The sequence below is a fragment of the Blautia sp. CGZ-1-C1 genome, assembly GCF_056504575.1.
On the sequence record NZ_JBWLUT010000116.1, the window covers coordinates 1 to 26,384 of the forward strand.

Here is a 26,384-nt window from a genome sequence, read left to right on the forward strand (position 1 = left end):
CAAACCAGTCTGCACCTTTCACCAGAAACAAAAAACCTGCCAGCAAAATAATAACCTGTAAAAACATCATTTATACCTCTCTTTCTTTTATTACGTACTCACAAAATCAAATATAAAAAGATTCCGGGAATACATTTATTTTGCAGTAGGTATAAAAAAAGAGACTCCTACTGCATTCACAGTAAAAGTCTCGCAATTTCATCACTTTCCGAGTTATATGTTTCAATAACTGTCTTGACGAAGAAGTGAACCGAATCCACTCGGCAAGCTACTCCCTTTTCACAGGTATATTCTAACAGACTGTCTTTTAAAAATCAATTATTTTTTATCATAAGATTCTCCATAATCCATAATATAAAAAGAAGCTTCGTTACTGCGAACGGAGTGAACAGTAATGTAGTCTCCTCTCCGTATCAGAATCTGTATCAGAAATCTGCAGTATTTAAAATTTCCTGGGGTATATATCTGTCCTTATCCAGAACAGCTTCCATTTTTTTGACCATTATTTCATCAAAACAGGAGAAAAATTGTATACTGATATTTCTGTTCTGATGCTCCTTTGTCTCCGGAAGTTCAGGTATCTGTTCTGCTTTTCCAAGCATAGCCTGATATGCCGGCACAAAAGGAATAATTTTCCATCTGCTGCGAAATTTTTCTGCCAGATTTTCGTATATACCGATGCCCTCATAATCCAGATCTCCGAAATAATAAATTGTATTCTTCGGATGTTTCATATAGGGTTCCGCGCACAGATCAAAATCCTGAAAAGAACGAATAATACCCTTTCCTGCACCATAAATCAGGGTTCCGATTTCTGCACCAAAAATTTCCGTATGTCCATTCAGCAGGTAATTGCGCATACTGAAAAAAGGATCTTTATTTTCCAGAATCAGGATATTCTGCGGCGTATTTCTTGTATGTGTATAATATGAAAGAGGCTCTGTTGTCCTGTATACATTCAGAGCCTCCACATTGAGTCCGCAGCGTTTCAGAATCTTCTTTCCCTGCTCTCTGTCCAGAAATTTCTCTCTGTGCCATATTTCAAAGCTTCTTTCATTCAGCGATTCCGGTGTCAGTAATGCATCTGTATATTTTTTCAGATATTCGTTCAGCATAAGTACCCAGATTCTGTCTTTCTCATACATATCCAGATGCGCCAGATAATAATCTACGGAAATCATAGTAGAAAAGGTATATTTTATTTCTTCTATATAATTGCTGTAATCCTTCTGTTCTTCTACCATCCAGTATTCTCGATAAAGCGCCGGCTTCTTGCCATTGCTCTTAGAAGCCTTTACAGGTTTTATCTGACCTTTTTCCAGTAATGTCATTATGTATTCATACTGTTCCTGATAGTCAAGATTCTGTCTGGTATGAAGAAGGTCATCCAGCGATATTCGTTTCATTGATAAATTCCTCCAGAACGGGTGAATATTCGTCCCACCCGCTTAACTTATTGCTTTTCGCAACCTCCGCAGAGGACTTACTTATAGCAATTCCATATGGAATTGCTATAATTTTCGGTTAATATAAATTTACTTGTTTATCTACGAGTTTCTCCCCTTCATACTGCAATTTTAAAGAAAAAAATCGCTCATCCCCTGAAAGAAGCAAATCCAGAAAAACTCTGTCGCCTTCCCATGTGGGAAGTGTCGGCACAACAGCTTTATCTATCCAGTAAAGTTCTCCTTCATTGCATTCTGTTAATTCACCGATATATTCGTTGGCCGTAAACACACACATAAGCTCCGGTTCACATTTATCACTTATAAATGTAACCAGACCTCGAAGTTTATATGACGTCAGCGTTAATCCTGTTTCTTCTTCCACCTCACGCAAAAGACATTCCTCCGGGGATTCCTGGCCCTCTGCATGTCCGCCAACTCCAATCCACTTTCCCTCATTGATATCATTATGCTTTTTTACCCTGTGAAGCATCAGATATTTGCCATTATTTTCTATATAGCATAAAGTCGTTATTGTCATTCTTACACTTCCTTGTTTCAACTCACAGTCGGTAATTTCACAGAGTCTGACATGTCAGCAACATGCTGACTGTGATTTGCCTCATGTCAGTGGGGGATACCGATTTCTCTCCGCCCGCCACTGCCGTTCATTTTCTTGTTTGCAATTCATCTCACCACCTATAGAAGGCCACTGAAAAAGTCCTTTTTGCGTATAAATTAGCACAAAATAAAGTACATCAATCAACTTTGAGACACTGTATATAGTATGAAAAAACAGTTTTTCAGCGGCGTCCCTATAGAGGTGGGAGAATCCTTGTTATATCTTGTTAAACAAAATTACTATACCAAATGTTCTGAGTACCGGGCAACGACACATCCCTGTTGCCAGACAAAACAAACTACTGCAGTGCGGCACGCTTTACCTGGGTCAGTGCTTTTGACACTGCAGGTACTGAAATGATGATCACCGTGATAATGCCCTCTGCCAGCAGATAGCTGTAATTATATAAGATCGGATATACGGCTGTCAGAGATTTCGGGAAATTGTCCGGCATATAGCTCATCCAATAAAGATAACCGCCCAGAGAGTGAAAAGCTCCTCTGGCAATTACAGCTATTATGTATCCTTTCAGAAGTCCATGACTCTGTTTTGCAAATAATCCTGCCAGGCCAAGTGCTGCAAATGCAAGTATGTAATCACAGCATACCTGAAAAAATGAAAGTATATAAGGCTCCTGGATAAACTGCAGGATTCCGTAAGCAAACCCAGCCATAATACCTGTTCCAACCCCATACCAGTTTGCGATCAGAACAATAAAAAGCATACTGCAAAGAGTGACGCTTCCTCCCCACGGCAGTTTGAAGATTTTCAGATAAGACGTAATAAAAGCAAGTGCAATAGCTACGGCACAGAATACCAGTTGTCTTGTGGTAAGCTTTTTCTTGTCTGAATTCTTCCCTGCAAAATAAATCGCCAGGAAAAACAAAATGATTCCGGCAATAACTGTAATCACATATCCGGCAGTTGTAAGTCCGCCATCAGCAGTTACCATAAAACCAAACATGAAATGACCTCCCTCTTGTTATTAATTTTTGTATAATTTATTATAAGGATTTTATCATTCTTCGTCAATTGTTCCTGCTTTCTTATTGAAAATCCGCAAATAATTACTCTCTCAGCTCAACAGAAAAACCCCGGAAACCTTACGGTTCCGGGGTATCTTACGTTTGGACACAATGTACCTTGCGGTACTCTATTTATATAATTAAGATGTTATGCTAAAATTATTCGATAACTGTAGCAACACGTCCTGATCCTACAGTACGTCCACCTTCACGGTATCAGAATGGTGTGTTACAGAGGCTAAAGGGTTATTTTTCGTTCATTTTGTGTGGGAAAATACGGATTTTCCGCTGTGTCCGTGTGGTTTTTGGAGATTTTGTTATCACGGTGTTATCACTTATTGATTAGCATCGTTTTGTATTTGAGCAAATACTGTTGCATTCCTTGTTGCTTGATATGGTTGCAATTTACTATTAATAACTGCATTCTTACACATCTTTATCGCATCAATCACCATATCTTGTTCATCTTCATAGATACATTTCTTTTCCAAGTTTGAAATTGTGTTTAGCAACAATAAATCTCCAGTGTTCAAAAATAAAAATTCACTTAATTTTTTTTGATATTCCTCATCTGATACATCCATATCCATATACTCAAAAAAATCCATTTTATGGTTATTGGAACGCTTACATTTTCTATATAATGTAATTATTTGGCTTATTTTTTCATACCACTCAACAGCATGAATAACTTTTGTTGCATCAATATCATTAACTAAAATTTCTGCAATTTTTTTATCAAATAATTCACCTTTTCCACTCTTTGCTCGTACTGCGTATTCATTGAAATAAAACGCCGCAAAAATTTGAATAACCTTTTCCAGATTCAAAATATGCTTTTTATCATATTCCTTTACTTTACCTAATCGATGTTTATATACATATTCATTGCTTAATCTTTCCAAAAAGTATTCTTTATCCAATAATTCAATTTGTAACGCTCGTATAAATGAATTATTTGCCAAAAAATAGCTGCTACTAATTTGTGTTTGAGAATTTAAATATTCTGTTATTTTTGCTCTTAAATCAAAATCATCTGTTTCTATAATTCTAAATTGTATAAATACATCTTCTTTTAGTTTCGAATCGTCATATGCCCTTTTTAAACTATTAATTGTCTGGCACCCATTTACCACTGATGCTCCATCTAAAAAAACACTTTGATTCCCTGTACTGTTTACATTTGTCACAAATAAGCACAATACCATTATGATAAAAGAAAAAATTACAAGAATCTTCTCCTATAGCAGTATTATATATTCCTTCATTAACATGATTATCATCACCCTCATATAAACGAATATTTTCATCAAAAATAACATCCATATGTGACTCACATGCTTCTATCAATTTTTTTGCCGAAACAAAACCAACAAATGATTTTACATTTTCATCTAAATTATAACTTTGATCCAATTTTTTATATGTAATATTGATATCTATTTTCGCCTTCTTCTGTACTCTGTCATATAAATCACATATATTTTTTTGTAGAATCATCCTATATTGTATATCGTTTCCTGTTGTATTTTTTATTTCTTCACTTTCATTCTCAAATGCATCTAATGCTGGTTGTGAAAACCCATTTGAAAATGATATAAACACAAACTCATAATCAAAAATATTTTTTTCCTTCACAAACTCTCTAAATTTCAAAAAATTTTCATTTACTGATCGTGGTTTTCTAATACTTACAAGTTTTTTGTATCCATTAAATATCTTCAAAACCGTCTTTTCATCAATTTGCTTGTCAATATTTTTCCCCTTATCTGGAAATTTAAATTGAAATAAGGTCATCTTCGCATCTTCTATTATAATTGCATCAATTCCATTATCCCCATTCCCATCAATAATTGTTTCTGCAATATTTTGTTCATCCATTTTCAGTGCATTTTCCAAATACCAATGTGCAAATGCTTTAGACAGATTTAGATAGCCATTTTCTTCTTTAATTTTTTCTACTTCTGTTTTTATCTTTTCATAATATACCTGATATTTTCCGTATGTTGCCATTCATCCTTCTCCTTGTATACACCATTTATAATTTTCAATTACCAGAAGTTTCCTTTTCCATTTGTCTTATTATTTCATTGGTCGCAGTACCTATATACGATTTCCATCTCGGTGCGTTTAAAATATCTCTTCTGGTTTCACAAAGCAAAATTAATTCTCGTAATTTTTCCGGATTAGCATGACCTGTTCTAAACATTGCCATAAAATATTCTCTATATTGAGCTAATGTTAACGGCACAATATCCAATCTCTGCTTTACATCTCCTCGTGCATACCAAATTCCATGTCTGAACGTTTCTGCTGTATTCGTATCTATTTTTACAGCAATAAACATTCCATAAACTGGCTTATCGTATTTTAAAACCGCATCTGATACATGTCTTCTTACAGGCTCTCCCTCCATTGCTTCCTGGCGTGATGATGTAGACATCGTAACTTCTGTTAAAATTGTAAAATCGTTAAATTCACAATACAGATCACCTTTTCCACCGCCTGCTGCAGATACCGGGAGAAAATCAGAATCAAGTTTAAATCCTCTTACCTCATAAGGTTTATTGACCATATGATCTATAGCTAAAGATGCTCTCCATAAAATCCATTCTAAATATGCTGGTGTTTCATCTTTTGGTACTTCTATAACATTGTCATCATCATATGTATGCTTCCCACCACCTTTGATCAACAATTCCATATAATCAGCAATTTCTTGCCATTGATTACATTGCTCTTTTGCATATTGAATTTCATCTGTTTTGGACAACAAATCTTCTAATCGTCGTCTGGCAATATTAATTTCTGTTGCAGTATTCAGCGGAAGATCAGAAATATCAAACAAAATTTGTCTGCTTTTCATTTGCTTCATTAAGTCATTTAGTAATACTTTAGCTGTATCTTCATTATCTGTTGGTAATTCTGCCCCTTCACATAGACGCTTATATTGAAGCATTATCGATTCTTCATTAGATGCTGACTTTGCCAATTTTTCAGCCAAAATATGCTTAGCCGGAACAATGACCATTCCTCTTCCTTTTCGTTGCAATACTCCCGAAATACGTAAGTAGCGCATATTCATGTCACTATAATCAAGAAAATTGTCTGCTTTCTTATCATAGTATTTCCCACGTTCTGCAACTTCTTTCTTGTCAAAATTACGTTTTGATGGAGCTTGTTTTCTACGAGCACGCAAATCCAAAATATTATCCACGATCTTTCCAATTGAATAACTCGGATTGGTTGTATGTCCCCATAATGCAAACTCTATTCTTGCAATCTCTGAGCTTCCTGTTCGCTTCTCTAACTCCAACATAATTGCCAATATCCATCTCAATGGAGAAAAATAAGACTTTCCATCTGGCATAGCAAATTGTTCAACACTTAATGCTCTTAAATAGCATTCTTGTACTGCCGGATATGTATCCGCCTTTAAAAATGTTCGTCCAAAAGGTGTTATATCATCCAGATTTCCCAGTTCATTCTGATCTCCATCCTTTTTCTTCACTTGTGGATAAATGAAACCATTTTTCGAAAACATCAAACGCCATTTACGTGCATGACTGCCAGACGTATCTTTCCCAGCTTCATTTTGAATAATTCCTTGATCATTAAGAAAGTTCATAAAGCCAATTTCATTCTCTTTCCCACGAAGTTTCCCCACATATGGCGAATTTGCAAACGCTTTAAAACCTTCCTGTATTCTATTGGGATTCCGTAATCCGGTATTCCCCACTAACCAAATATCTATTTTTTCTTCCATACATCTTCTCCATTAAACCCAACAAATAAATATTCTTGTACTTTATTTCTATTTGTCTTAGCATGTTTTTGATTTCCAAAAGAATATGTGTAATCTATCGGCACCACTTCCACATGTTCCTTATATTTTGACATAAGTGCAACCATTTCATCTTGTGTTGGTTGACTGTTTGAGGAATAAGATACAATCAAAATACTATTCGAAAACTTTTTAAACAACTTATCAAATGCATCTGCAGCACCTTTTCTAGTTGAAAACGGTGTAGGATACGATTTAAATTTCTTTGTTATCGTATTTTCCTGTATTTCTACACCTTTCCAATCTCGTGCCAACCCTTCAACAAAATGGTATCTACGGACATACTCATTGTCTGACAATGGAGAATAATACGGTGGATCAATATATACTAAATCTGGATGTTTAATTTTTACTTCCATTGCATCTCCATGTTTAGATTTATTTTCACATCCATTATCAAAAATTGCATTATTGATACTTTCCACAGCTTCCAGAAATTGCTGTTCTAAAGATTTCTGTAAATCCTTTCTTCCATCATTATATCGATCTCCGGTATATGTAAAAATTCCTCTCGGTCTTTTCTTCGTACAGGCTCTAATCAATGCCGTCATTGCAATTGCTTTCTTATATTGATCTCTAATACCAGCGATATTAGTTCTTAAAATATCTATTAACTTATTCTCTTCATCCTTATAATACAGACCTTGAAAGGTCTCTTCTACAAAATGATCAGACTCTTTTTTTTCGATTAATAACTTTCTTGCCTCATCCAATGGTAATACAACACTATTATTTTCCACCATTGCTTTAGTAAAGGTTGCTGACATTGCCATATAATCATTGCTAATCACAGTTTTTCCCTGCGTCTTAAACATATAGCCAACAATTCCAAATCCAGAAAACAAATCTACTACCGTATCAAAATCAAATTGTGAAGCCACCGCCCAAATTTGTGGTAATAATTTGCTTTTTGAACCCATATATCTAGTTGCCGGATATTTCATTACCTGTTCAGGCAAAGGTTTCGGAACTATTTTTAACATAGTTTTCTGTTTTGGCAAAATATCTACTATAATATCTTCGCCTTTCCGTTTACTACCATTACAAGAGATATACCTTTTTGTCTGAACAACCTCAATCTTATAATCAGCATACAATTCATGAACCAATGGATGATTGGAATTTGTCAATATTACATGGCAGCCTAACTCCTGTAATCTTTTGACTTCCTTCGCCAATTCTATATGATCTTCTTCATAAAATTGTTCTTTTGTATACCGCTTAAAATCCGAATATTCTGATATGGGTAAATACGGAGGATCTAAAAAGACAAAATCTCCTGGTTCTGCATATTCTTTCAATACTGAAAGATAATCTCCACATGTTATAGTTACTTTTTTTAACACTTCTGAAGCAGCGTATAAAGCTTCTTCATCGCAAAAATTAGGGGATTTATATTTACCAAAAGGAACATTAAATTGACCTTTCCTATTAACACGATACAATCCGTTAAAACATGTCTTATTCAAATAAAGAGTTCTTGCTGCAGCTTCTTCCTTTTTTAATTTAAGCCAATCTAATGAACGTACTTCATAAAAATCTTCTTTTGTATTTTTATACTTTTTCAAGTATGAAATAACAACTTCCACATTATCCGCAACCTGCCGATACATATTGATCAGTTCCGGATTACTATCCGCAATTATTGCTTTATCCGGACTTAATGCAAAAAACAACGCACCACCGCCAATAAATGGCTCTATGTATTTCCCATATTTTTGAGGAATTTTAGGCATGATGTCACCTAGCATCTGAGTCTTTCCACCAGCCCATTTCATGATCGGCTTTGCCTGTATCTGTTTTTCTTTCTTTAAAACTTGTTCCATCACGCCTTTTCCCCTTCAATCTCTATTATTTCCATAATATCACTAATATCACATTTTAAAGCAGTGCAAATTTTCACCAGCACATCTGTAGTAACATTTTCATTTTTTCCAAGTTTTGCTACTGAAGCATGACTAATACCTGCAACCGCACATAAATCCTTCTTTTTCATATCTCTATCAATAAGTAATTTCCACAATTTTTTATAACTAACTGCCATATTTTAACCTCAAACTCGTTTTTCTAAAATATTGCTATGTCGTTATTCTATCATGCAACTTCAGCAGTATCAATATTAATTTCAGCGATCGCATACTTTTGTGCAAACACTCGTTCTTACTTTCGATATATTTATGATTTATAGCCGTCTACTTTTTTAATATAAAAATATACTCATGTGCCAACATTAAGAAGTTTCTTTCTTTTCCGTCCCAATAGTTAGCTGATCGACAATTATGCTGTTCTTTTATAACAATTTCCTTAAGTTTAAATCCTGCATCAACAAATTTCTGCATAGAATTCATTCCTAGCGGCAACACATAACCTGCTCTCCGTATATCTCCGATCATAAATGCACATATTCCCTGCTTCTTCAGCACTCTATATGCTTCTCTTGCGACTTGCTCCAATACCGTCAAAAATTCCTCATATTTTAAGTGTGAAATATCTCCCGGAATTTTCTTGCTATATCGTATAATATCTGCGTATGGTGGATGTGTACAGATAAGGTTTATGCTCTCATCTTTTATAAATGATAATTCAGTTGCATTTCCTTGTTTTGTGAAAATTTTTGAACTTTCTTGACAAGTAAAATTAAGATTTGTGTTAGATAGTTTGATGGCTTCGGAATTTATATCAACACCAATAGCATTTCTTCCTAATAACTTTGCTTCTATCAATGTTGTACCGCTGCCCAAGAATTGATCTAGTATCCAATCATTTTTCTTTGAATAACGTAAAATAAGGTTTCTGGGAATGTATGGGGACCAATTTCCTCGATATTTTCCCGAATGTGTAGCCCAACTTCCTCTTTCTGGAAAAGACCATATTGTTGTGTCTTCCAATTTGAATTTTTCTGGTGCTTCTCTTATAAGAATCTCCCCTTTCTTTTTGCTTATTATACTTCTGCCATATTTATTTGTCTATAAAAAATCTCCATTCAAATATTAAGTATCGCTAAACATTTGAACAGAGATTTCTTATTCATTACAAATATATAATTTCTTTCGACACAATTTCTTCTGCACAGGCTTTAATATTGTTCATTGCTCCATTTCATCTGATCCTGCATTTTCAGTTGTTCCGTCATCCCCTGTTTAATATAATTTGGAAATTTTGTTATCATTTTGTTATCACAAACGATTGTCAAGCTACTCTCCCAACAACCGTTTTTCTATACTGTTCCTTATTCTTTTCCATTCTTTTATATATTTTCACACAACAGAAAAACCCCGGAAACCTTACGGTTCCGGGGTATCTTACGTTTGGACACAATGTACCTTGCGGTACTCTATTTATATAATTAAGATGTTATGCTAAAATTATTCGATAACTGTAGCAACACGTCCTGATCCAACAGTACGTCCACCTTCACGTTTGTGAGGTTCTTAAAATCTCTTTATTTTCTGTGATTTTCGTGTCCATATTGTCCTGTATTGCAGATTTTCCAAGTTATATTTTTATTCTCTTTACTTTTTAGTATCAAAATGGTATCACATCTCCATTTTTATGCACTGGCAACTTTCCGGTTGCGGATTCCTGTCCTGACTGTTATAATCGAAACATGGGTGCTACCATAACGGTAGGCGGTTAGTCCTTCAACAGAGGGACTGTGGTCTACACTCCGTTACGGTCGGTGCTTAACGAGTGCCACCGGCACTCAGCACCCCTCTGATTACATAGAAACCCGAAAGGGAATCCACTGGAAAGGAGGGCTAAGCCATGAGTATTGTTGACTTCATAGCTGTGGTTAGCTTCGGCTTAACCTGCTTCGGTCTTGGATATACCTTTGGCAAAGATAATAATAAGCCACAAAAATAGCCGCCCAAGCCTGGTAAACTGAAGCGGCAATTTTTGTCAAAACATATATCGGACTAACCGTCTATCGGTAGTACTCTTTTTCTATAATCATATTAGCACGCATGTGCAGAAATGTCAAAAAATTTTTATTCTACTTTTTGAAGTTTTGACATATCCAATCCATGCCGGATCATCATCAGAATATCCCATTTTTAATTCTATGTACATTAAATTGTTAATCATTCTTATTCTCTCCTGATTCCAAATTTTGCAACATCTCAACAAACTGGAAGCTGTAAACCTGATTGTTCCTAAATTAACTGTGGCATACCATTGATAAACATATGCCATGCCTGTCATTTTTCGCACTAAGTTTCCATCCGTGCATTTCAACGATTTCTTTTGAGAGGGCAAGCCCTATTCCGCTGTTTCCGTTTTGTCCCGTATGAAAACGTTCAAACATATGGGAAAAATCCTCTGTGCTAAGTTCTCCTCCATCGTTCCAGATGGAAAGGACTTGATTTTTCCACGATATTTCGATTTGACTACACGCATATTTTACGGAATTAGTTATCAGGTTAGCAACAGCGTGTTCCAGCTTCTCCGGGTCTCCGTTGACATATCCTTCGTCCAGTTCTAACGATACTGAAAGGTTTCGCCTGTTCACAATTCCTTCAAGCGGCATCAAAACATCTTGAACCAGTGATGCCATTTCTATTGGTTCACACTTTAATGGTTCCGTACCGCTTTCCATTTTTGATAAATACAGGATATCCTCAATAAGTTTACTCATACGCTCCGTCTGAGACACTATCATTCTGCCCGCTTGAGAATAATCGGTAATGACTCCCATTTCAATCTCCTCCGCATATCCGCAAATTGCCATAAGCGGGGTTTTTAATTCGTGAGATGTATTTTCAAAAAAGGTCTTCTGAGCTTTGTCATTTTGTTCAAGTTTTTTCCCGAGAAAATATCCAATGGCAGCACCGAGAGCGGCAATGACAAAAGCATCCAGCAAAACACCAAAACTGATTTCTTTTACGAGTTCTGGTTCGCCGGTAACATCCACATAAGCAAGTAATCTCTCATTGCTGTCTTCGTAATACTCTGTTCTGGCTTTCATATAATAAGTTGCTTCGTTAATTTTTGCCCTTTGCATTTCATCAGACGGGTGTGTTTCATACCAGTCAATAAGTTTCTTCTCTTTGGGTGTCAGAATCTGATATATGTCATCCCTGTTTTCTGAATCTGCCCCCATATATACAAGTGAGGCATAATATAAAGAGCCCGTATCATTTTCAGATTCGTAATTCAAATATTCGTCTGAATTCAAAGTAAAAACGTTTTTAATTGCATTCTCAGCTCTCAGCTCTATTTAGTACCATAAAAGTGTAGTTGTTAGAGAGTAATTAACTCTGACAGCTGCACTTATTTTATTATAATATAGGGGAGTAATTGGTCTGACGTAGCTCTATTTGGATCATTGCATCCGTCAAAAAGACCGTTAACCAACCCCTTATTATAAGCATTCGATTAAGCAGGTAGGGATTCGCTCCCGCGTAACTAACTAAACTGGATGGTAATAAGTGCGGCTGGAACAATTACTAATACAGTTTAAGGAGATTAAAAAATGATAAGCGTAGGTGTAGATGTATCGAAAGGAAAAAGCACAGTCTGCATACTTAAACCTTACGGAGAAGTAGTGAGCAGTCCTTTTGAGATACATCATGTAGAAAAGGACATGGAAGATCTTGATAATTTACTGAGCAAGCTGGATGGAGAGGTAAGGATAGTGATGGAGGCCACTGGTATTTACCATCTGCCCGTAGTGACATTTCTTCATGACAAAGGATATTTCGTATCTGTTGTTAATCCGTTCGCAATGAAAAAATATGCGAAAGACAACAGCATCAGGGGAGCAAAGACCGACAGACTTGATTCAATAATGATCGCAAACTACGGAATTGAGAAATGGTTTAAGTTGCAACGATATGAAGGCACTGAAGAAACCTATGCTGAACTCAAACTTTTGGGACGCCGTTATCGGTACTATATGGAGTTACATGTGAAAGCTTTACAGGAGCTGACACATGTTCTGGATTATGTGCTGCCGGGAATAAAGAAGATGTTTAACAGTTGGAATGAAGCTAATGGAAAAGATAAACTCAGCGACTTTGTAGAGAGATTCTGGCACTTTGATTTGATCACATCTATGAGTCTCGAAAAGTTCACTGAGGAATATATTGCTTGGGCAAGAGAAAAGAAATACCACAGAAGCAGATCTAAGGCTGAGGCAGTCTATGAATTAGCTTCAAGTGGTATTCCTACACTGTCTTCCAGCACCCCATCGACCAAAATGTTAGTACAGGAAGCAGTATCAGTATTGAGGGCTGTAGACAGCTCTCTGTCTCTTATTTTAACACGAATGCAAGAACTTGCGAAGTCCTTACCTGAATATTCGGTTGTCAGGGAAATGGGAGGAGTTGGTAATGTCCTTGCAGTGAAACTTATTGCGGAGATTGGAGATGTAAGAAAGCTGCACAATGCAAAAGCACTCATAGCATGGGCTGGGATTGATCCACCACCATATGAATCAGGACAGTTCATTGGTTCAAAACGCAGGATAACAAAGAGGGGCTCATCAACGCTCAGAAAAGTCGGATATGAAGTGATGAGAGTGCTGAAAAGTCACTCTGCTCCGAAAGATGATGCCGTATACAATTATATTTTGAAAAAGGAAAGTGAAGGTAAAAGTAAAAAGCATGCAAAAATTGCCGGATTGAATAAATTCCTGCGTATTTATTATGCAAGGGTGATGGAAGTTTACCAGTAAAGAAGACAAAAATCATCTGATGTAATTATACAGACTGGAAATAACGCCAGTCTTCTTGTTGTACACAAAAATAGATTAAGGAAATAATTAAAAAAACCTGCTTAAAAGTACTTGACTTTTGTTAGCAGGTTTTTTTATTAAAAACTATGTTCAGAATCAGCAGGCTCAAAAGCATGGCTGCCATAACGGCGGAACCTGTAAGTGTGGCAATTTTATAACGTGTCTTATTCATTACAATTCTCCAGTTTATAGCCATAGCCCCAGACAGCACTAATGCGAACTTTGCTGCCTGCGGTCTTCATTTTCTGCCTGACTCTTCTTACTGTCTCATCGACAACTCTGGTTTCTATCTCCGTAGAATCTATTCCCCATACTTTGTCGAGAATTTCATTCCGGGGGATTGCCGTTCCACCATGTTCCATAAGACATCCCAGAAGCGAAAATTCTGTCATAGTCAGACCAATATCATGCTCTTTCACAATGGCATTATGCTTCTCCCATGAAAAACACACATCACCAAAGGAAATATCTGCCTTTACCGGTATATTCATTTCAACTCTTCGGAACAACGCATTTACCCGGACAACAAGAAGTGACGGCGAAAATGGCTTAATCAGATAGTCATCCCCTCCATACATAAATCCCTTCATATGGTCAGACTCTGAATCCTTTGCCTTCAAAATAATAATAGGAACTGATGATATTGTCCTTAACTTTTTACATATGGAAAGACCGTCTGAACCCGGCATCATAATATCAAGAATAACAAGATCACAGGGCTTCTCCTGAAAAACAGAAAAGAGTGTATCACCATTCTTGTATGCTGTTACCTCATATCCGGCATTGGATAAAAATTCTGTGAGTATTTCTCGTATATCCTGTTCATCATCTGCCAAATAGATTTTTTTTGCCATATCTTTAATCCCACATGAGGGGAGTCCCTCAGAAATTCCGTGAGATTCCCCATATTATATCTTTCAAAATCAGTATGTCTGTATTTTAGTTCCACCTGCTTTCGCTTCAAGAGCGATTGCCTGTGCCTCCAAAGCATCAATCTCATCTGAATACTTCGCATAGCGAGAAGCAAATTCCTCATCAGAGAGGTTATCAGAGCCGTTATAAATATTGTCATAGATTGCATCAATTTTATTGTAAATACTGTTAAGCTGATTGACTTCATCTTCGCTCAAATTTCCATAGCATCCCTCATACCAACCCGCTTTCTTTTCAAGCGTTTCAATCTGTGCGTTCAGTGATGTAATCTCGTCATCATACTTTGCATAGCGGGCTTCGATCTCATCGTCTGAAAGATCATCGTCCGTCCACACTTCCGCATCAATTTCTTCGATTCTTTCATATGCTTTCTGAAGCTGTTCTGCTTCCTCTGCGGTGAGCTTGCCTGTATCGTACAGAGCATTATACCCATCCTCGGAATATTCATATTCCTCGTTGTCGATCCACCCGGTTTTTTTATCAAGCTCCTCAAGGCGATCCATGAGGGTATCGGTTTCATCCTGATACTGATCGTATCTGGCATAGATATCTTCATCAGAAAGACCATCTGCATCTTTCATTACCTCTTTGTCGATAGCGTCAAGTCGGTCATAAATGGAGTTAAACTCTTCAATCTCCTTCTGAGTGAGAGAACCATAATCTACATTTGTTTGTGTTACCTCTGATGTAGTCACTGTCTCCTCCTGTGTCTCCTTCTGGGCAGCCATGGCAGGAATACCTGCGGATGTAGTCATTGCTGCTGCAAGTGCTATTACCATTCCTCTTTTGAATAATCTGTTCATCATTTTAGTACCTCCTGATTTTTTATTTACCGGTTGTTTGGTATGACTAAAGTATAGCTCAGGCAAATGTAAAAATATCCTTAGAACAGTCATGAAAATGTCAAGAAAGTGTAACAGCACAAGATTTCCTATAAACCATATTTACTCTCGCCTCTTAAGGGTTACAATCTTTTTTCAAATACCCAAAATTTTTCTAAATCTGCAATTCCGATTTACCTTCACCTTATTATACCATAGTGCTTTCTAAAGTGCTATATCAGGAATTACCGATTCGTCTTGCCTTAATTCCAAGTTCCTTTTTTGCATTTTCCAGTGTTCTTTTAGAAATATTCAACTCTTCTGCCATATCAAAGATTTCACTGCTTTGCACAGAAGTTGATGTTTCTGCCAGTTCCCTCAGCATCTTCTTTGCCTGTTCCAGTTTATTTACCTTTGGGGCAATTCCACCAAGCACCTCATCTGCTGTGATTTCATAGTCACCTATCCACTCAAATCCTGTTTCTGTCACGCGAAATGCTTTGGAATGTCCAAATGCAGCCAGATTATTTTTAATCTGAACCACTGCTCTTAAATCCGGTTCTCCCTCTATTCTTCCTACCAGTAATACGCTTCTGGCTACCGCAAAAAAGTCAATCGAACCTATTCCTCTATGTGCAGCTTTATTTCCCCCAGCTTTATTCATGTGTCCGATTAATAAAATTACACATTTATACTTTTCTGCCAGCAAGCTCAATCTTTTTGTCATATTCCTTGCTTCATTTGCCCGGTTCATATCCATTGTTCCTCCAAGGTATGCCTGAATCGGATCTAAAATAAGCACTCTCGCACCAGTCCCTTTGATAGCAGTTTCCAGTCTTTCATCAATCATGAATCCAATGAACTCTGGTATGAACTGGATATAAATAATAAACTTCCCGGTGATATAGAAACAGAAACACAGAAATGGTATACCGGACTTCGCTTTTATGGAAATGATCCGGAACACTCTTTAAATGCAGATATGTGCAATTTTCTTGCCGATCTGCAGGAGAACAGAGAAAGCCTGGAATCTTATTTCACAGGTAAAGATATGTTTGATATGTGGAAAAAGCAGACGTTGGAATACTACACTTCCAAACCTGTCACCCATAAAGAAATTGAAGAACTGGATTTTGAGACACGAATCCGTAAACGAGATGAACTTTTAACACAGAAATTTTCCAATAACGAACAGAAATAGTATCAAAACGGTATCACAGCCAGATTTTCATGAGCTGTCAACTTTCCGGTTGCAGATTCCCACTTTGACTGTTATAATCGAAACATGGGTGCTATCATAACAGTAGGCGGTTAGTCCTTCAGCAGAGAGTTGCAGAGTGCCAGTGGCACTCGTTTTGCAACGACCGAAGTGAAACGGAGACCTGTGACCCTCTGATTACATAGAAACTCGAAAGAGAATCCACTGGAAAGGAGGGCTAAGCCAATGAGTATTGTGGACTTTATTGCAGTCGTGAGCTTCGGCATCACCTGCTTTTGTGCCGGATACACATTCGGCAAAGATAATAACAAGACACAAAAATAACCGCCCCAGCCTCGCAAACTGAACGGTTATTTTTAATCAATTAAGTATGTGGACTAACCGTCTATCGGTAGCACTCTTTTTCTATAATCATATTAGCACGCATGTGTGAAAATGTCAAAAATTTTCTTCATTCTCTTGGTTATTAATCTCCTTAATCAGCTGTACTGTCTTCTCTGCATCATCGGTTTTCACGAATATATCCACACCATATATTCCAAATCCAGGTGCCCCATGCATTGCAACATTCGCACCTGCTTCCTGTGAAAAAGCTGCTATTCCATTTTGCTTTAACATTTCTACAAGTTGTTCTGTCTCTACTATATTCTGTGCATTATAAATTTTTTTCCATTCTACCTTAGATAGGGAAGTTTCCTTTTTCTCCTGAACATTTAACGAATTCTGGTTTCTTTTTCGATTAATAAATGCCAAGAGCCTAAGAATAATAAATGCCACAATAATAATACCAATCAGAAATCCCAATGCTAATCGTGTTATCTGTGTTTCTGTAGCTCCCATTCTAAATAAGCATACACCATAGATGACGGTAAAAATTCCTGCAAATATCACACTGGTGAGAAAATCTCTCCATATAGTAGCACTTTTTGGCAAACATTTATCCCATATTCCATTGTACACCATAATAGAGGCGTACAGGATTCCTCCTACCAAAGCAGTTGCTGTCTCTCCTAAAACCAAGCGAATATCCACCGTTAATAACATCTGAATAATAATCGCTAACACACTAATCACAAACATTGATGCAAATGCAAGATTTCCAGCCTTTAATGCTTTTTGTTTCACCCATTCTTCATACACCGCAACTTTGTCCAATGTTTCTTTCATCTCTTTATTCATAGTCTGGCTCCTTTCTCCATCCAGGAGCTCTCTCATCTCAACATCGTAATACTCAGCAAGTTGAACAAGTATACTGAGATCTGGCATATTTATTCCTGTTTCCCATCTGGAAACTGTTCTTGCAGATACTCCAAACTTTTCAGCAAGCTGCTCTTGTGTAAGATTCTTTTCTTTACGACATTGCTTTAAAAAAGCTCCAATCTTTTTTGTATCCATGTCTCTACCTCTCTTCCACTTACAGCTTACCAATATGTGACAAAATTACCACGACATAAAACGAGAATCCGCTAATTTTCAACCGGACATCGTATGTCTAAAACAAATAAACGGTATTTTCACCCCAAAAGCATTCTATTCCTCTATAAATTAACCTTCTCTTTTATGTCTATCCATAAGTAGCAGAATAAACATAACAAACCATATCACCCATGCAATTAAACAACCGATTCCTATATGCCAAATATCTATAATCATTCCAGCAATAAAAGGAATTGACATAAACATCATTCTCTTCCCATATGCCTTACACATAGCATTTTCATCATATTTTTTTCGTTCTTCTGCTGATTTCATATTATAACCAGACAAGAATTTGGATGCTTGTCCTTTTGACCTATAAAACCATATTCCAAATAAAAGCATAATCACTGCCATTGCAAAGTTAAAAACAATATAGAACATATAATGCTTCCTTTCAGTCGATTCCACAAACTTGAAGTTATTGATCTTCTGAATCCAATCCAAGTTCTTTCAACTCTTTTTCGTTTTGGATATCTTCATCAGTTTTCTTTCCAGTGATAGCACTGTAGGCTTCTTTGATGCCATTCTTCACTGCCCATTTGATAACGAAATACAGTGCAATCAAAATAACAATTGCGGTTCCACCGCTTATACCTAATTCATTCCACATAATTCAATCCTCCAACTTCCGATTTTCATTTCCGCCAATTGGAAATTAGCTATTTTTTCATTCCTTGCTTTGTAAAATGTTTATGCAACAAAAATTCTGTCGGAATAATTGTAAGCACCATAATTCCTAATTGTAAAAACACCAAATAAACAGAAATCATTTCAAAGTTTGTATCATCTTTCGTTAAAATCAAAATAAAAATCGATAGTATCACCAGGATGATTCCTAAAACAAAGTTTATCCAGCCCCAACACCTGTGTGCATATCTCCATGTTTCATCATTCATCCTTGACATAGTAGTTCGATATCCCGAACTCCCCTGCCGATCTTTAGGAGGCTTATCTTTCCACGTATATCCCAATATAATCATAGATAACGGTACTAAAAGTGAACACGCAGATAAAAATATAAACATTACAGAGATCTCCTCTCAACTTCTGATTAATTTGCTCTAAAGACTAAAGTTGTCATCAAATAAACCCTACCCATATTCCAACCGCTATAAGTATCATGCCTAGTATTCTTCCAATAAATCTCGCCTTTTTATTTCCAAATAAAGCAGTTGTTTCTGAAGTAGTAAATGGAAGCAAAACAACAGTGACCCCCATTACTATAATTCCACTTCCAATCATGCAATTGCGGCTTGACACAACACCATAAAACATAGCTAAAAACCCTAAAATAATGCCCGAAATGAAATACTTAATTTTATGTCTATCTTTTTCAATTATCTTTCTATAGCTGTTTTCGCACTCACTGCTACAAAATTCCAAATTACTATCTAATTCTTTGCCACAATATCTACATTTTTTCATAGTAACTTCCTCGATAATTTTCAAAATTTTATCCAAAAGTTCTCGATTTGTCTTTACTTTATTCTACCATAGTTCATTTTAAAATACTATTCCAATACACACAAAACAGAAAAAAGCAATCCTTTTCGACCGCCTATTTCCACCTGCTTTCTGGCTTCCTGATCAATCTGATTCAGGTGTTCCGTCAGCTTTCCTGTCAATAGCAAGTATTGATATTTTGCTGATCTGTGTTCCTTCAGGAACTGTTTTCGCAACATTCCATATTTTCCATATATCGGTTCTTCTTCATTCAACAGCAAAGATTTCATCAAATATCCATATTTTAATATAGAATTATTTTTCATAATTTTTATGTTTCCAGGCAACAGAAAAACCCCGGAAACCTTACGGTTCCGGGGTATCTTACGTTTGGACACAATGTACCTTGCGGTACTCTATATTTATATTAAGATGTTATGCTAAAATTATTCGATAACTGTAGCAACACGTCCTGATCCAACAGTACGTCCACCTTCACGGATAGCGAAAGTAAGACCCTGAGCCATAGCGATTGGGTGGATCAGTTCGATTGTCATTTCGATGTTATCTCCAGGCATGCACATTTCTGTTCCTTCTGGAAGGTTGCAAACACCTGTTACGTCTGTTGTTCTGAAGTAGAACTGTGGACGATAGTTGTTGAAGAATGGAGTATGACGTCCACCTTCATCTTTTGTCAGAACGTAAACCTGAGCTGTGAATTTTGTATGGCATGTAAGTGTTCCTGGTTTAGCAAGAACCTGTCCACGCTCGATTTCGTTTCTCTGAACACCACGAAGAAGTGCACCGATGTTATCACCAGCCTGAGCTTCATCAAGGAGTTTACGGAACATTTCGATACCAGTTACAACAACTTTACGTGTTTCTTCTTTGATACCAACGATTTCAACTTCGTCAGATACGTGAAGTACACCAGCCTCTACTCTACCAGTAGCAACTGTACCACGTCCTGTGATAGAGAATACGTCCTCTACAGGCATTACGAATGGTTTATCTGTATCACGCTGTGGGTCTGGAATGTAGCTGTCAACAGCATCCATAAGTTCCATGATCTTGTCGCCCCATTCGCTGCTCGGATCTTCAAGAGCTTTAAGAGCTGATCCACGGATAACCGGGATGTCATCTCCTGGGAAGTCATACTCGCTTAAGAGTTCACGAATTTCCATTTCTACCAGTTCAAGAAGTTCTTCATCATCAACCATATCACATTTGTTCATGAATACAACGATGTAAGGAACACCTACCTGACGGGAAAGAAGGATGTGCTCTTTAGTCTGAGCCATAACACCATCTGTAGCAGCAACAACGAGGATAGCACCATCCATCTGAGCTGCACCTGTGATCATGTTCTTAACGTAGTCAGCATGGCCTGGGCAGTCAACGTGTGCATAGTGTCTATGCTCTGTTTCATACTCAACGTGTGCTGTAGAAATTGTGATACCACGTTCTCTTTCTTCCGGAGCTTTATCGATATTAGCGAAATCTGTAGCTGTGTTACCAGCAACTCTTTCAGACAGAACTTTTGTGATAGCTGCTGTTAAAGTTGTTTTACCATGGTCAACGTGTCCGATGGTACCAATGTTACAATGCGGTTTTGTTCTCTCAAACTTAGCTTTTGCCATTTTAAAACGTCCTCCTTAAAACATTTGGCTCTTATATTATTATAGAGCGCCTTTTTCGGTTTTAAACTTGCTATCCTTGATTATATTGCATAACCAGAATATTTGCAAGCATTTTATACAATTTGATAAGTTTCACACTATAAACAGTGTATCATTATCAATTGTTGTATCATTACAGTCCACACATTACTGAGAACATAGTGAACAGTAACTTTATATCTCCTACACCCTGCCGGCTTTAAACACCGGCAGACTGCAGATGATCAATAATTATCAGTCTTTCTTAGAAAGGATCTTTTCCTGTACAGACTTCGGAACCTGCTCATATTTCTCAAAGAACATAGAGTAGTTACCACGTCCCTGTGTTCTGGAACGAAGGTCTGTAGCATATCCGAACATTTCGGAAAGCGGAACGTATCCACGGATCATCTTACCACCGCCGATATCTTCCATACCCTCGATACGGCCACGACGAGAGTTGATGTCACCGATAACGTCACCCATGTAATCTTCTGGTGTAGTAACTTCGACCTTCATGATTGGCTCAAGAAGAACCGGAGCTGCTTTCTGCATAGCATCCTTGAATGCAAGAGAACCTGCAATGTGGAATGCCATTTCAGAAGAGTCGACTTCATGGTAAGAACCATCGTATACATTAGCATGTACGCCGACTACCGGGAATCCGCCAAGGATACCGGCTTTCATAGCCTCTTCGATACCTTCACCAACTGCCGGGATGTATTCCTTCGGAATAGCACCACCAACAACTGTGGATTCGAACTTGTACAGTTCTTCTCCGTTGGCATCCATAGGTGTAAATTTAACTTTACAGTGACCATACTGTCCACGACCACCGGACTGTTTTGCATACTTGCTGTCTACATCAACAGGTTTGGTGATTGTTTCTTTGTAAGCAACCTGAGGAGCACCTACGTTAGCCTCTACCTTGAATTCACGAAGGAGACGGTCAACGATGATATCCAGATGAAGCTCACCCATACCAGCGATAATGGTCTGTCCTGTTTCCTGATCTGTATGTGCACGGAATGTCGGGTCTTCTTCTGCAAGTTTTGCAAGAGCTTCACCAAGTTTTCCCTGTCCAGCTTTTGTCTTAGGCTCGATAGCGAGTTCGATAACTGGTTCTGGGAATTCCATGGACTCCAGGATTACCGGATGCTGCTCGTCACAGATTGTATCACCAGTTGTTGTGAATTTGAATCCGATAGCTGCAGCGATATCACCAGAATATACTTTATCAAGTTCCATACGTTTGTTAGCATGCATCTGAAGAATACGTCCAACACGTTCTTTCTTGTCCTTAGTAGCGTTAAGTACATAAGAACCGGAATTCATTGTACCGGAGTATACACGGAAATATGCAAGTTTACCAACGAATGGGTCTGTCATAATCTTAAATGCCAGAGCTGAGAATGGTTCTTCATCAGAAGAATGTCTCACTACTTCGTTACCATCCAGATCAGTTCCCTGAATTGGAGGAATATCTGTAGGAGCCGGCATATACTCAAGGATAGCATCAAGAAGTTTCTGAACACCTTTGTTTCTGTAAGCAGAACCACAGCAAACCGGAACAGCAGTACATTCGCATGTAGCTTTTCTTAATGTTGCTTTCAGTCTTTCTACAGTTGGTTCTTCACCTTCAAGATATTCCATCATTAAGTCGTCATCAAGCTCACAGATTTTCTCAACGAGCTCTGTATGATAAAGCTCAGCATCTTCCTTCATGTCTTCAGGAATGTCAACGATGGAGATGTCATCACCTTTTTCATCGTTGTAGATGTAAGCTTTCATTTCGAATAAGTCAATGATTCCTTTGAAATCATCTTCTTTTCCGATTGGCAGCTGTAAGCAGATTGCGTTTTTACCAAGACGAGTCTTGATCTGCTCTACTGCACCGTAGAAGTTTGCACCAAGGATATCCATCTTGTTGATGAATGCCATACGTGGTACATTGTAAGTGTCGGCCTGACGCCATACGTTTTCAGACTGCGGTTCAACACCACCCTTAGCACAGAAAACGCCGACAGCACCGTCAAGTACACGAAGAGAACGCTCAACTTCTACTGTGAAGTCAACGTGACCTGGGGTATCAATAATGTTGATACGATGTTCCAGAGCACCTGGCTTCGGTTTGCAGTTCTCTTCCAGAGTCCAGTGACATGTTGTAGCCGCTGAAGTGATTGTGATACCTCTTTCCTGCTCCTGTTCCATCCAGTCCATGGTAGCAGTACCTTCATGAGTATCACCAATCTTATAGTTGACACCTGTATAATACAGGATACGTTCTGTAAGAGTTGTTTTACCCGCATCGATATGAGCCATAATACCAATATTTCTGGTACGCTCTAATGGATATTCTCTTCCTTCTTTAGCCAATGGATTTTCCTCCTATATTAGAAGCGATAGTGAGCAAATGCTTTATTTGCTTCAGCCATCTTGTGCATGTCTTCTTTTCTCTTAACGGATGCACCTGTGTTGTTCATTGCATCTAAAAGCTCGTTTGCAAGTCTTTCTTCCATTGTTTTCTCGCCTCTTTTACGAGAGAACATTGTTAACCAGCGAAGAGCCAGTGCCTGACGTCTGTCTGCTCTTACCTCGATCGGAACCTGATAAGTAGCACCACCGATACGTCTAGCTTTTACCTCAAGAAGTGGCATGATGTTGTTCATAGCCTCTTCAAATACTTCAAGTGCTGGTTTACCAGCTTTTTCTTCGATTCTGGCGAATGCACCGTAAACAATTTTCTGTGCTACACCTTTCTTACCGTCTAACATGATGTTATTGATAAGTTTGGTAACCACTTTATTGTTGTACATTGGATCTGCCAGAACGTCTCTTTTCTGAGTATGTCCTTTACGTGGCACGTTACTTCCCTCCTTAATCATTGTGATTAAATCATCGGTACTCACGCAGATAACTATTGCATGTTCGCACTGGTAAGGTCCTATATTTAACCCGCAACCGGCAGGGTATATGGAATACCGTACAAATTCATAGTTCTAGTCTTCCGTGAATTTTCGATTGATTAATTCCTGCTGTCCCAAACAATAGGATCAGCTCTTAAAATTCTTATGAAACCTTTTTAGAATTATTTCTTTTTCGGTCTCTTAGCGCCGTATTTAGAACGGGCCTGTTTTCTGTTAGCAACACCTGCAGTATCAAGAGTACCTCTGATGATGTGGTATCTTGTACCAGGTAAGTCCTTAACCCTTCCACCACGGATAAGAACAACGCTATGCTCCTGAAGGTTGTGACCTTCTCCTGGGATGTAGCTTGTTACTTCGATTCCGTTGGAAAGACGAACTCTGGCGATTTTTCTAAGAGCTGAGTTAGGCTTCTTAGGAGTTGCAGTCTTAACTGCTGTACAAACGCCACGTTTCTGTGGTGCAGACTGTTCAACTGCTTTCTTTCTTAAAGAGTTGAATGTTTTCTGAAGAGCCGGAGCTGTAGATTTCTTTACAGTTGTCTGGCGTCCCTTTCTTACTAACTGGTTGAATGTTGGCATTCCATTTCACCTCCCGATTTATTTCTCCATAGCTTACTATGGGGCCTTGCGGTTGCTATTCATGTAAATACGCGCAAAAAATCAACGTTCTCTTTGCACGCTTGCTCATTATATCCCGTAAAATCCACGCTGTCAAGGGATTTCGCATGAAATTTACATGATTTTTTCTAATTTTTATCATTACTATAAATTTCTTTTTTCATACACCACATCACCGCAATAAACTTATCAGACAATACCCCTTCCCCAAAAATCTTAACTGCCATCTCTCCCCAAATGTATCCCGACCAGACACTATTCTCTTCCTATTATAAGTGACTGACCATGTGAACTCCTAAAAGCAAAATACACCAAAAACTCACCAAGCCTCCAAACGCAGCTGCCGATAACAGCTCCCATAAATCCACATATGCTGCAGGAATAATTTTCCCATATAGTCCCAGCCAACAGTCAGCGCCGGATAATATTTTATTTTTGATGCCTTAGAATATCTTAGTGTCCGAAACCGCACGCAAAATAAAATATTATCCGGCGCGTCCCTCCTCCCCTATTCACAATTGCATTTTCCCTCCCCTTTCATTATAATAACAACCAAAGCAACACTTTTCAAAATCTCAAGAAAGGACACCCAAAAATGAAGAAACCCAGCATGATCAGCGTACTTCTATTCCTGACAGGCCTCCTATGCATCATAGCCCTTATCTTCTTCAATAAAAGTACCCTGAAACAAATCACCACCACCGAAAAAGAAGTCGACACCATGTCCGAGCAGCTCACCGCCAAACGCGACGAAGTCAAACAAGCCGTCAATAAATATGCAACTGCCATAGACACCGTTCAATCAAACATCGACCGCATGAAACAAAAACAACAGACAGCCTCCCAGAAGAAAACACAGGAAAAAGCCGAAATCACAGAAGAACCATCCAAACCATCCGTTTTCAACGAAGCCAACACCTCTTCCGGTTCAAGCTCAAACACCAGCGTTTTCTCCTCCCAGCCAGAAGGCAACGGCCATATAGTAGGAATAGACCCCGGACACCAAAGCGAATCCGTAGATATGAGCGCATTAGAGCCAAACGGTCCCGGCTCCTCCGAAATGAAAGCCAAATGCTCCACCGGTACCCAGGGAACCTACAGCGGCGTACCCGAATATCAGCTCAACCTTGAGATTTCTCTCCAATTAAGAGACGAACTCGAACAGCGAGGCTATCAGGTCGTAATGACCAGAACAGACAACGAAACAGCAATCAGCAACATGGAGCGAGCTCAATATGCTGCTGCACAGGGATCAGAAATCTACGTCAGAATCCATGCAAACGGAGATGACTCCCACACAGCATCCGGAGCCCTGACAATGTCACCATCCCAGAACAACCCCTATATTCCACAGCTGTTCGACCAGTCCAATCATTTATCCCAGTGCATCATCGATTCCTACTGTGCCGCAACCGGTTTTCAAAATCTCGGAATCCAATACACCGACACCATGACCGGAATCAACTGGAGCACCATTCCTGTCACAATCCTGGAAATGGGCTTCATGACAAGTCAGAATGATGACCTGAAAATGAACGATACCGAATTCCAGAAGACCATGGTACAGGGAATCGCAAACGGAATTGACAGCTATTTCGCATCATAATCATACCGC

At 38.1% G+C, this 26,384-nt stretch carries 22 protein-coding genes and 3 pseudogenes; 3 read left to right on the plus strand and 22 right to left on the minus strand.

Features of this window, described 5'->3' with window-relative positions; all coding sequences use genetic code 11:
• Positions 1 to 425: 425 nt before the first annotated feature.
• From AC058W_RS10535 to AC058W_RS10575, 9 genes and pseudogenes are all read right to left on the minus strand, one after another.
• Positions 426 to 1,406 carry a Wadjet anti-phage system protein JetD domain-containing protein gene (locus AC058W_RS10535; protein ID WP_479390067.1) on the minus strand — a complete coding sequence of 327 codons (981 nt, stop codon included), beginning with the start codon at positions 1,404 to 1,406 and terminating at the stop codon, positions 426 to 428.
• A 118-nt stretch (positions 1,407 to 1,524) separates the two neighbouring features.
• A complete protein-coding gene (locus AC058W_RS10540) occupies positions 1,525 to 1,986 on the minus strand; it encodes an NUDIX hydrolase (protein WP_117846376.1) in 462 nt (153 codons plus the stop codon).
• A gap of 379 nt (positions 1,987 to 2,365) precedes the next feature.
• Entirely contained in the window at positions 2,366 to 3,031 is a 666-nt protein-coding gene (locus tag AC058W_RS10545; RefSeq protein WP_025580146.1) for an energy-coupled thiamine transporter ThiT, read from the minus strand.
• Positions 3,032 to 3,427: 396 nt separating this feature from the next.
• Positions 3,428 to 5,105 (minus strand): annotated as a pseudogene (locus tag AC058W_RS10550) (AIPR family protein).
• Between the two features lie 34 nt (positions 5,106 to 5,139).
• On the minus strand, positions 5,140 to 6,858 hold the full coding sequence (locus AC058W_RS10555; RefSeq protein WP_118609371.1) for an AlwI family type II restriction endonuclease: 1,719 nt from the start codon (positions 6,856 to 6,858) through the stop codon (positions 5,140 to 5,142).
• Positions 6,843 to 8,762, minus strand: coding sequence for a Dam family site-specific DNA-(adenine-N6)-methyltransferase (locus tag AC058W_RS10560; RefSeq protein ID WP_479390068.1), 1,920 nt, complete (start codon positions 8,760 to 8,762; stop codon positions 6,843 to 6,845). The genes AC058W_RS10555 and AC058W_RS10560 overlap by 16 nt, the downstream gene beginning before the upstream one ends.
• Complete coding sequence (locus tag AC058W_RS10565; protein ID WP_118609369.1) at positions 8,762 to 8,980, minus strand: helix-turn-helix domain-containing protein; 219 nt, start codon at positions 8,978 to 8,980, stop codon at positions 8,762 to 8,764. Before AC058W_RS10565 ends, AC058W_RS10560 begins: the two co-directional genes overlap by 1 nt.
• Positions 8,981 to 9,128: 148 nt before the next feature.
• A complete protein-coding gene (locus AC058W_RS10570; RefSeq protein WP_479390086.1) occupies positions 9,129 to 9,881 on the minus strand; it encodes a TRM11 family SAM-dependent methyltransferase in 753 nt (250 codons plus the stop codon).
• Between the two features lie 1,214 nt (positions 9,882 to 11,095).
• Positions 11,096 to 12,094, minus strand: a complete 999-nt coding sequence (locus tag AC058W_RS10575) for a sensor histidine kinase (protein WP_479390069.1) — start codon at positions 12,092 to 12,094, stop codon at positions 11,096 to 11,098.
• Positions 12,095 to 12,409: 315 nt separating this feature from the next.
• On the opposite strand from AC058W_RS10575, the gene AC058W_RS10580 reads away from it, so the two are divergent.
• Positions 12,410 to 13,612: an IS110 family RNA-guided transposase gene (locus AC058W_RS10580; protein ID WP_117677739.1), complete on the plus strand. Its 1,203-nt coding sequence runs from the start codon at positions 12,410 to 12,412 to the stop codon at positions 13,610 to 13,612.
• A gap of 224 nt (positions 13,613 to 13,836) precedes the next feature.
• Here the strand turns inward: AC058W_RS10580 and AC058W_RS10585 are convergent, their stop codons facing one another.
• From AC058W_RS10585 to AC058W_RS10595, 3 genes and pseudogenes are all read right to left on the minus strand, one after another.
• A complete protein-coding gene (locus AC058W_RS10585) occupies positions 13,837 to 14,526 on the minus strand; it encodes a response regulator transcription factor (RefSeq protein ID WP_118609367.1) in 690 nt (229 codons plus the stop codon).
• Between the two features lie 69 nt (positions 14,527 to 14,595).
• Positions 14,596 to 15,411 carry a hypothetical protein gene (locus AC058W_RS10590; RefSeq protein ID WP_019163080.1) on the minus strand — a complete coding sequence of 272 codons (816 nt, stop codon included), beginning with the start codon at positions 15,409 to 15,411 and terminating at the stop codon, positions 14,596 to 14,598.
• Between the two features lie 253 nt (positions 15,412 to 15,664).
• Positions 15,665 to 16,276, minus strand: a pseudogene (locus AC058W_RS10595) (AAA family ATPase); the annotation flags it as partial.
• Positions 16,277 to 16,408: 132 nt separating this feature from the next.
• Here AC058W_RS10595 and AC058W_RS10600 point away from each other — a divergent pair.
• A complete protein-coding gene (locus AC058W_RS10600; protein ID WP_019163084.1) occupies positions 16,409 to 16,627 on the plus strand; it encodes a hypothetical protein in 219 nt (72 codons plus the stop codon).
• A gap of 456 nt (positions 16,628 to 17,083) precedes the next feature.
• On the opposite strand, the gene AC058W_RS10605 is transcribed toward AC058W_RS10600, so the two are convergent.
• From AC058W_RS10605 to rpsL, 10 genes and pseudogenes are all read right to left on the minus strand, one after another.
• Positions 17,084 to 18,040 (minus strand): helix-turn-helix domain-containing protein, encoded by a 957-nt coding sequence (locus AC058W_RS10605; RefSeq protein ID WP_479390070.1) that lies wholly within the window; start codon positions 18,038 to 18,040, stop codon positions 17,084 to 17,086.
• A gap of 150 nt (positions 18,041 to 18,190) precedes the next feature.
• Positions 18,191 to 18,505: a DUF3784 domain-containing protein gene (locus tag AC058W_RS10610; RefSeq protein WP_118572144.1), complete on the minus strand. Its 315-nt coding sequence runs from the start codon at positions 18,503 to 18,505 to the stop codon at positions 18,191 to 18,193.
• 37 nt (positions 18,506 to 18,542) lie between these two features.
• Complete coding sequence (locus AC058W_RS10615; protein WP_008705135.1) at positions 18,543 to 18,734, minus strand: DUF6019 family protein; 192 nt, start codon at positions 18,732 to 18,734, stop codon at positions 18,543 to 18,545.
• 49 nt (positions 18,735 to 18,783) lie between these two features.
• A complete protein-coding gene (locus AC058W_RS10620) occupies positions 18,784 to 19,149 on the minus strand; it encodes an SdpI family protein (protein ID WP_019163088.1) in 366 nt (121 codons plus the stop codon).
• Positions 19,150 to 19,204: 55 nt separating this feature from the next.
• Positions 19,205 to 19,549, minus strand: coding sequence for an eL24 family ribosomal protein (locus AC058W_RS10625; protein ID WP_019163089.1), 345 nt, complete (start codon positions 19,547 to 19,549; stop codon positions 19,205 to 19,207).
• 134 nt (positions 19,550 to 19,683) lie between these two features.
• Positions 19,684 to 19,893, minus strand: a pseudogene (locus tag AC058W_RS10630) (TnpV protein); the annotation flags it as partial.
• A gap of 120 nt (positions 19,894 to 20,013) precedes the next feature.
• The gene (tuf, locus tag AC058W_RS10635) at positions 20,014 to 21,207 is read right to left on the minus strand and encodes an elongation factor Tu (RefSeq protein ID WP_019163091.1); all 1,194 of its coding nucleotides are present in this window, start codon (positions 21,205 to 21,207) and stop codon (positions 20,014 to 20,016) included.
• A gap of 273 nt (positions 21,208 to 21,480) precedes the next feature.
• A complete protein-coding gene (gene fusA / locus AC058W_RS10640) occupies positions 21,481 to 23,601 on the minus strand; it encodes an elongation factor G (protein WP_117674943.1) in 2,121 nt (706 codons plus the stop codon).
• Between the two features lie 17 nt (positions 23,602 to 23,618).
• Positions 23,619 to 24,089, minus strand: a complete 471-nt coding sequence (gene rpsG / locus AC058W_RS10645; RefSeq protein ID WP_020993199.1) for a 30S ribosomal protein S7 — start codon at positions 24,087 to 24,089, stop codon at positions 23,619 to 23,621.
• A 224-nt stretch (positions 24,090 to 24,313) separates the two neighbouring features.
• Complete coding sequence (rpsL, locus tag AC058W_RS10650) at positions 24,314 to 24,730, minus strand: 30S ribosomal protein S12 (RefSeq protein ID WP_117674944.1); 417 nt, start codon at positions 24,728 to 24,730, stop codon at positions 24,314 to 24,316.
• 634 nt (positions 24,731 to 25,364) lie between these two features.
• On the opposite strand from rpsL, the gene AC058W_RS10655 reads away from it, so the two are divergent.
• On the plus strand, positions 25,365 to 26,375 hold the full coding sequence (locus tag AC058W_RS10655) for an N-acetylmuramoyl-L-alanine amidase (protein WP_117674945.1): 1,011 nt from the start codon (positions 25,365 to 25,367) through the stop codon (positions 26,373 to 26,375).
• The last annotated feature ends 9 nt before the right edge of the window (positions 26,376 to 26,384 follow it).

What these genes read in the sequence shown, in the direction of transcription:
- AC058W_RS10610 (WP_118572144.1), bottom strand. Translation starts at nt 18,505, where the DNA reads ATGTTCTATATTGTTTTTAACTTTGCAATGGCAGTGATTATGCTTTTA.
- AC058W_RS10655 (WP_117674945.1), top strand. Translation starts at nt 25,365, where the DNA reads ATGAAGAAACCCAGCATGATCAGCGTACTTCTATTCCTGACAGGCCTC.
- AC058W_RS10600 (WP_019163084.1), top strand. Translation starts at nt 16,409, where the DNA reads ATGTGCAATTTTCTTGCCGATCTGCAGGAGAACAGAGAAAGCCTGGAA.
- AC058W_RS10615 (WP_008705135.1), bottom strand. Translation starts at nt 18,734, where the DNA reads ATGTGGAATGAATTAGGTATAAGCGGTGGAACCGCAATTGTTATTTTG.
- AC058W_RS10535 (WP_479390067.1), bottom strand. Translation starts at nt 1,406, where the DNA reads ATGAAACGAATATCGCTGGATGACCTTCTTCATACCAGACAGAATCTT.
- AC058W_RS10605 (WP_479390070.1), bottom strand. Translation starts at nt 18,040, where the DNA reads ATGGATACAAAAAAGATTGGAGCTTTTTTAAAGCAATGTCGTAAAGAA.
- AC058W_RS10565 (WP_118609369.1), bottom strand. Translation starts at nt 8,980, where the DNA reads ATGGCAGTTAGTTATAAAAAATTGTGGAAATTACTTATTGATAGAGAT.
- rpsL (WP_117674944.1), bottom strand. Translation starts at nt 24,730, where the DNA reads ATGCCAACATTCAACCAGTTAGTAAGAAAGGGACGCCAGACAACTGTA.
- AC058W_RS10560 (WP_479390068.1), bottom strand. Translation starts at nt 8,762, where the DNA reads ATGGAACAAGTTTTAAAGAAAGAAAAACAGATACAGGCAAAGCCGATC.
- AC058W_RS10625 (WP_019163089.1), bottom strand. Translation starts at nt 19,549, where the DNA reads ATGAAAAAATGTAGATATTGTGGCAAAGAATTAGATAGTAATTTGGAA.
- AC058W_RS10590 (WP_019163080.1), bottom strand. Translation starts at nt 15,411, where the DNA reads ATGATGAACAGATTATTCAAAAGAGGAATGGTAATAGCACTTGCAGCA.
- tuf (WP_019163091.1), bottom strand. Translation starts at nt 21,207, where the DNA reads ATGGCAAAAGCTAAGTTTGAGAGAACAAAACCGCATTGTAACATTGGT.
- AC058W_RS10545 (WP_025580146.1), bottom strand. Translation starts at nt 3,031, where the DNA reads ATGTTTGGTTTTATGGTAACTGCTGATGGCGGACTTACAACTGCCGGA.
- AC058W_RS10585 (WP_118609367.1), bottom strand. Translation starts at nt 14,526, where the DNA reads ATGGCAAAAAAAATCTATTTGGCAGATGATGAACAGGATATACGAGAA.
- AC058W_RS10620 (WP_019163088.1), bottom strand. Translation starts at nt 19,149, where the DNA reads ATGTTTATATTTTTATCTGCGTGTTCACTTTTAGTACCGTTATCTATG.
- AC058W_RS10555 (WP_118609371.1), bottom strand. Translation starts at nt 6,858, where the DNA reads ATGGAAGAAAAAATAGATATTTGGTTAGTGGGGAATACCGGATTACGG.
- AC058W_RS10580 (WP_117677739.1), top strand. Translation starts at nt 12,410, where the DNA reads ATGATAAGCGTAGGTGTAGATGTATCGAAAGGAAAAAGCACAGTCTGC.
- AC058W_RS10540 (WP_117846376.1), bottom strand. Translation starts at nt 1,986, where the DNA reads ATGACAATAACGACTTTATGCTATATAGAAAATAATGGCAAATATCTG.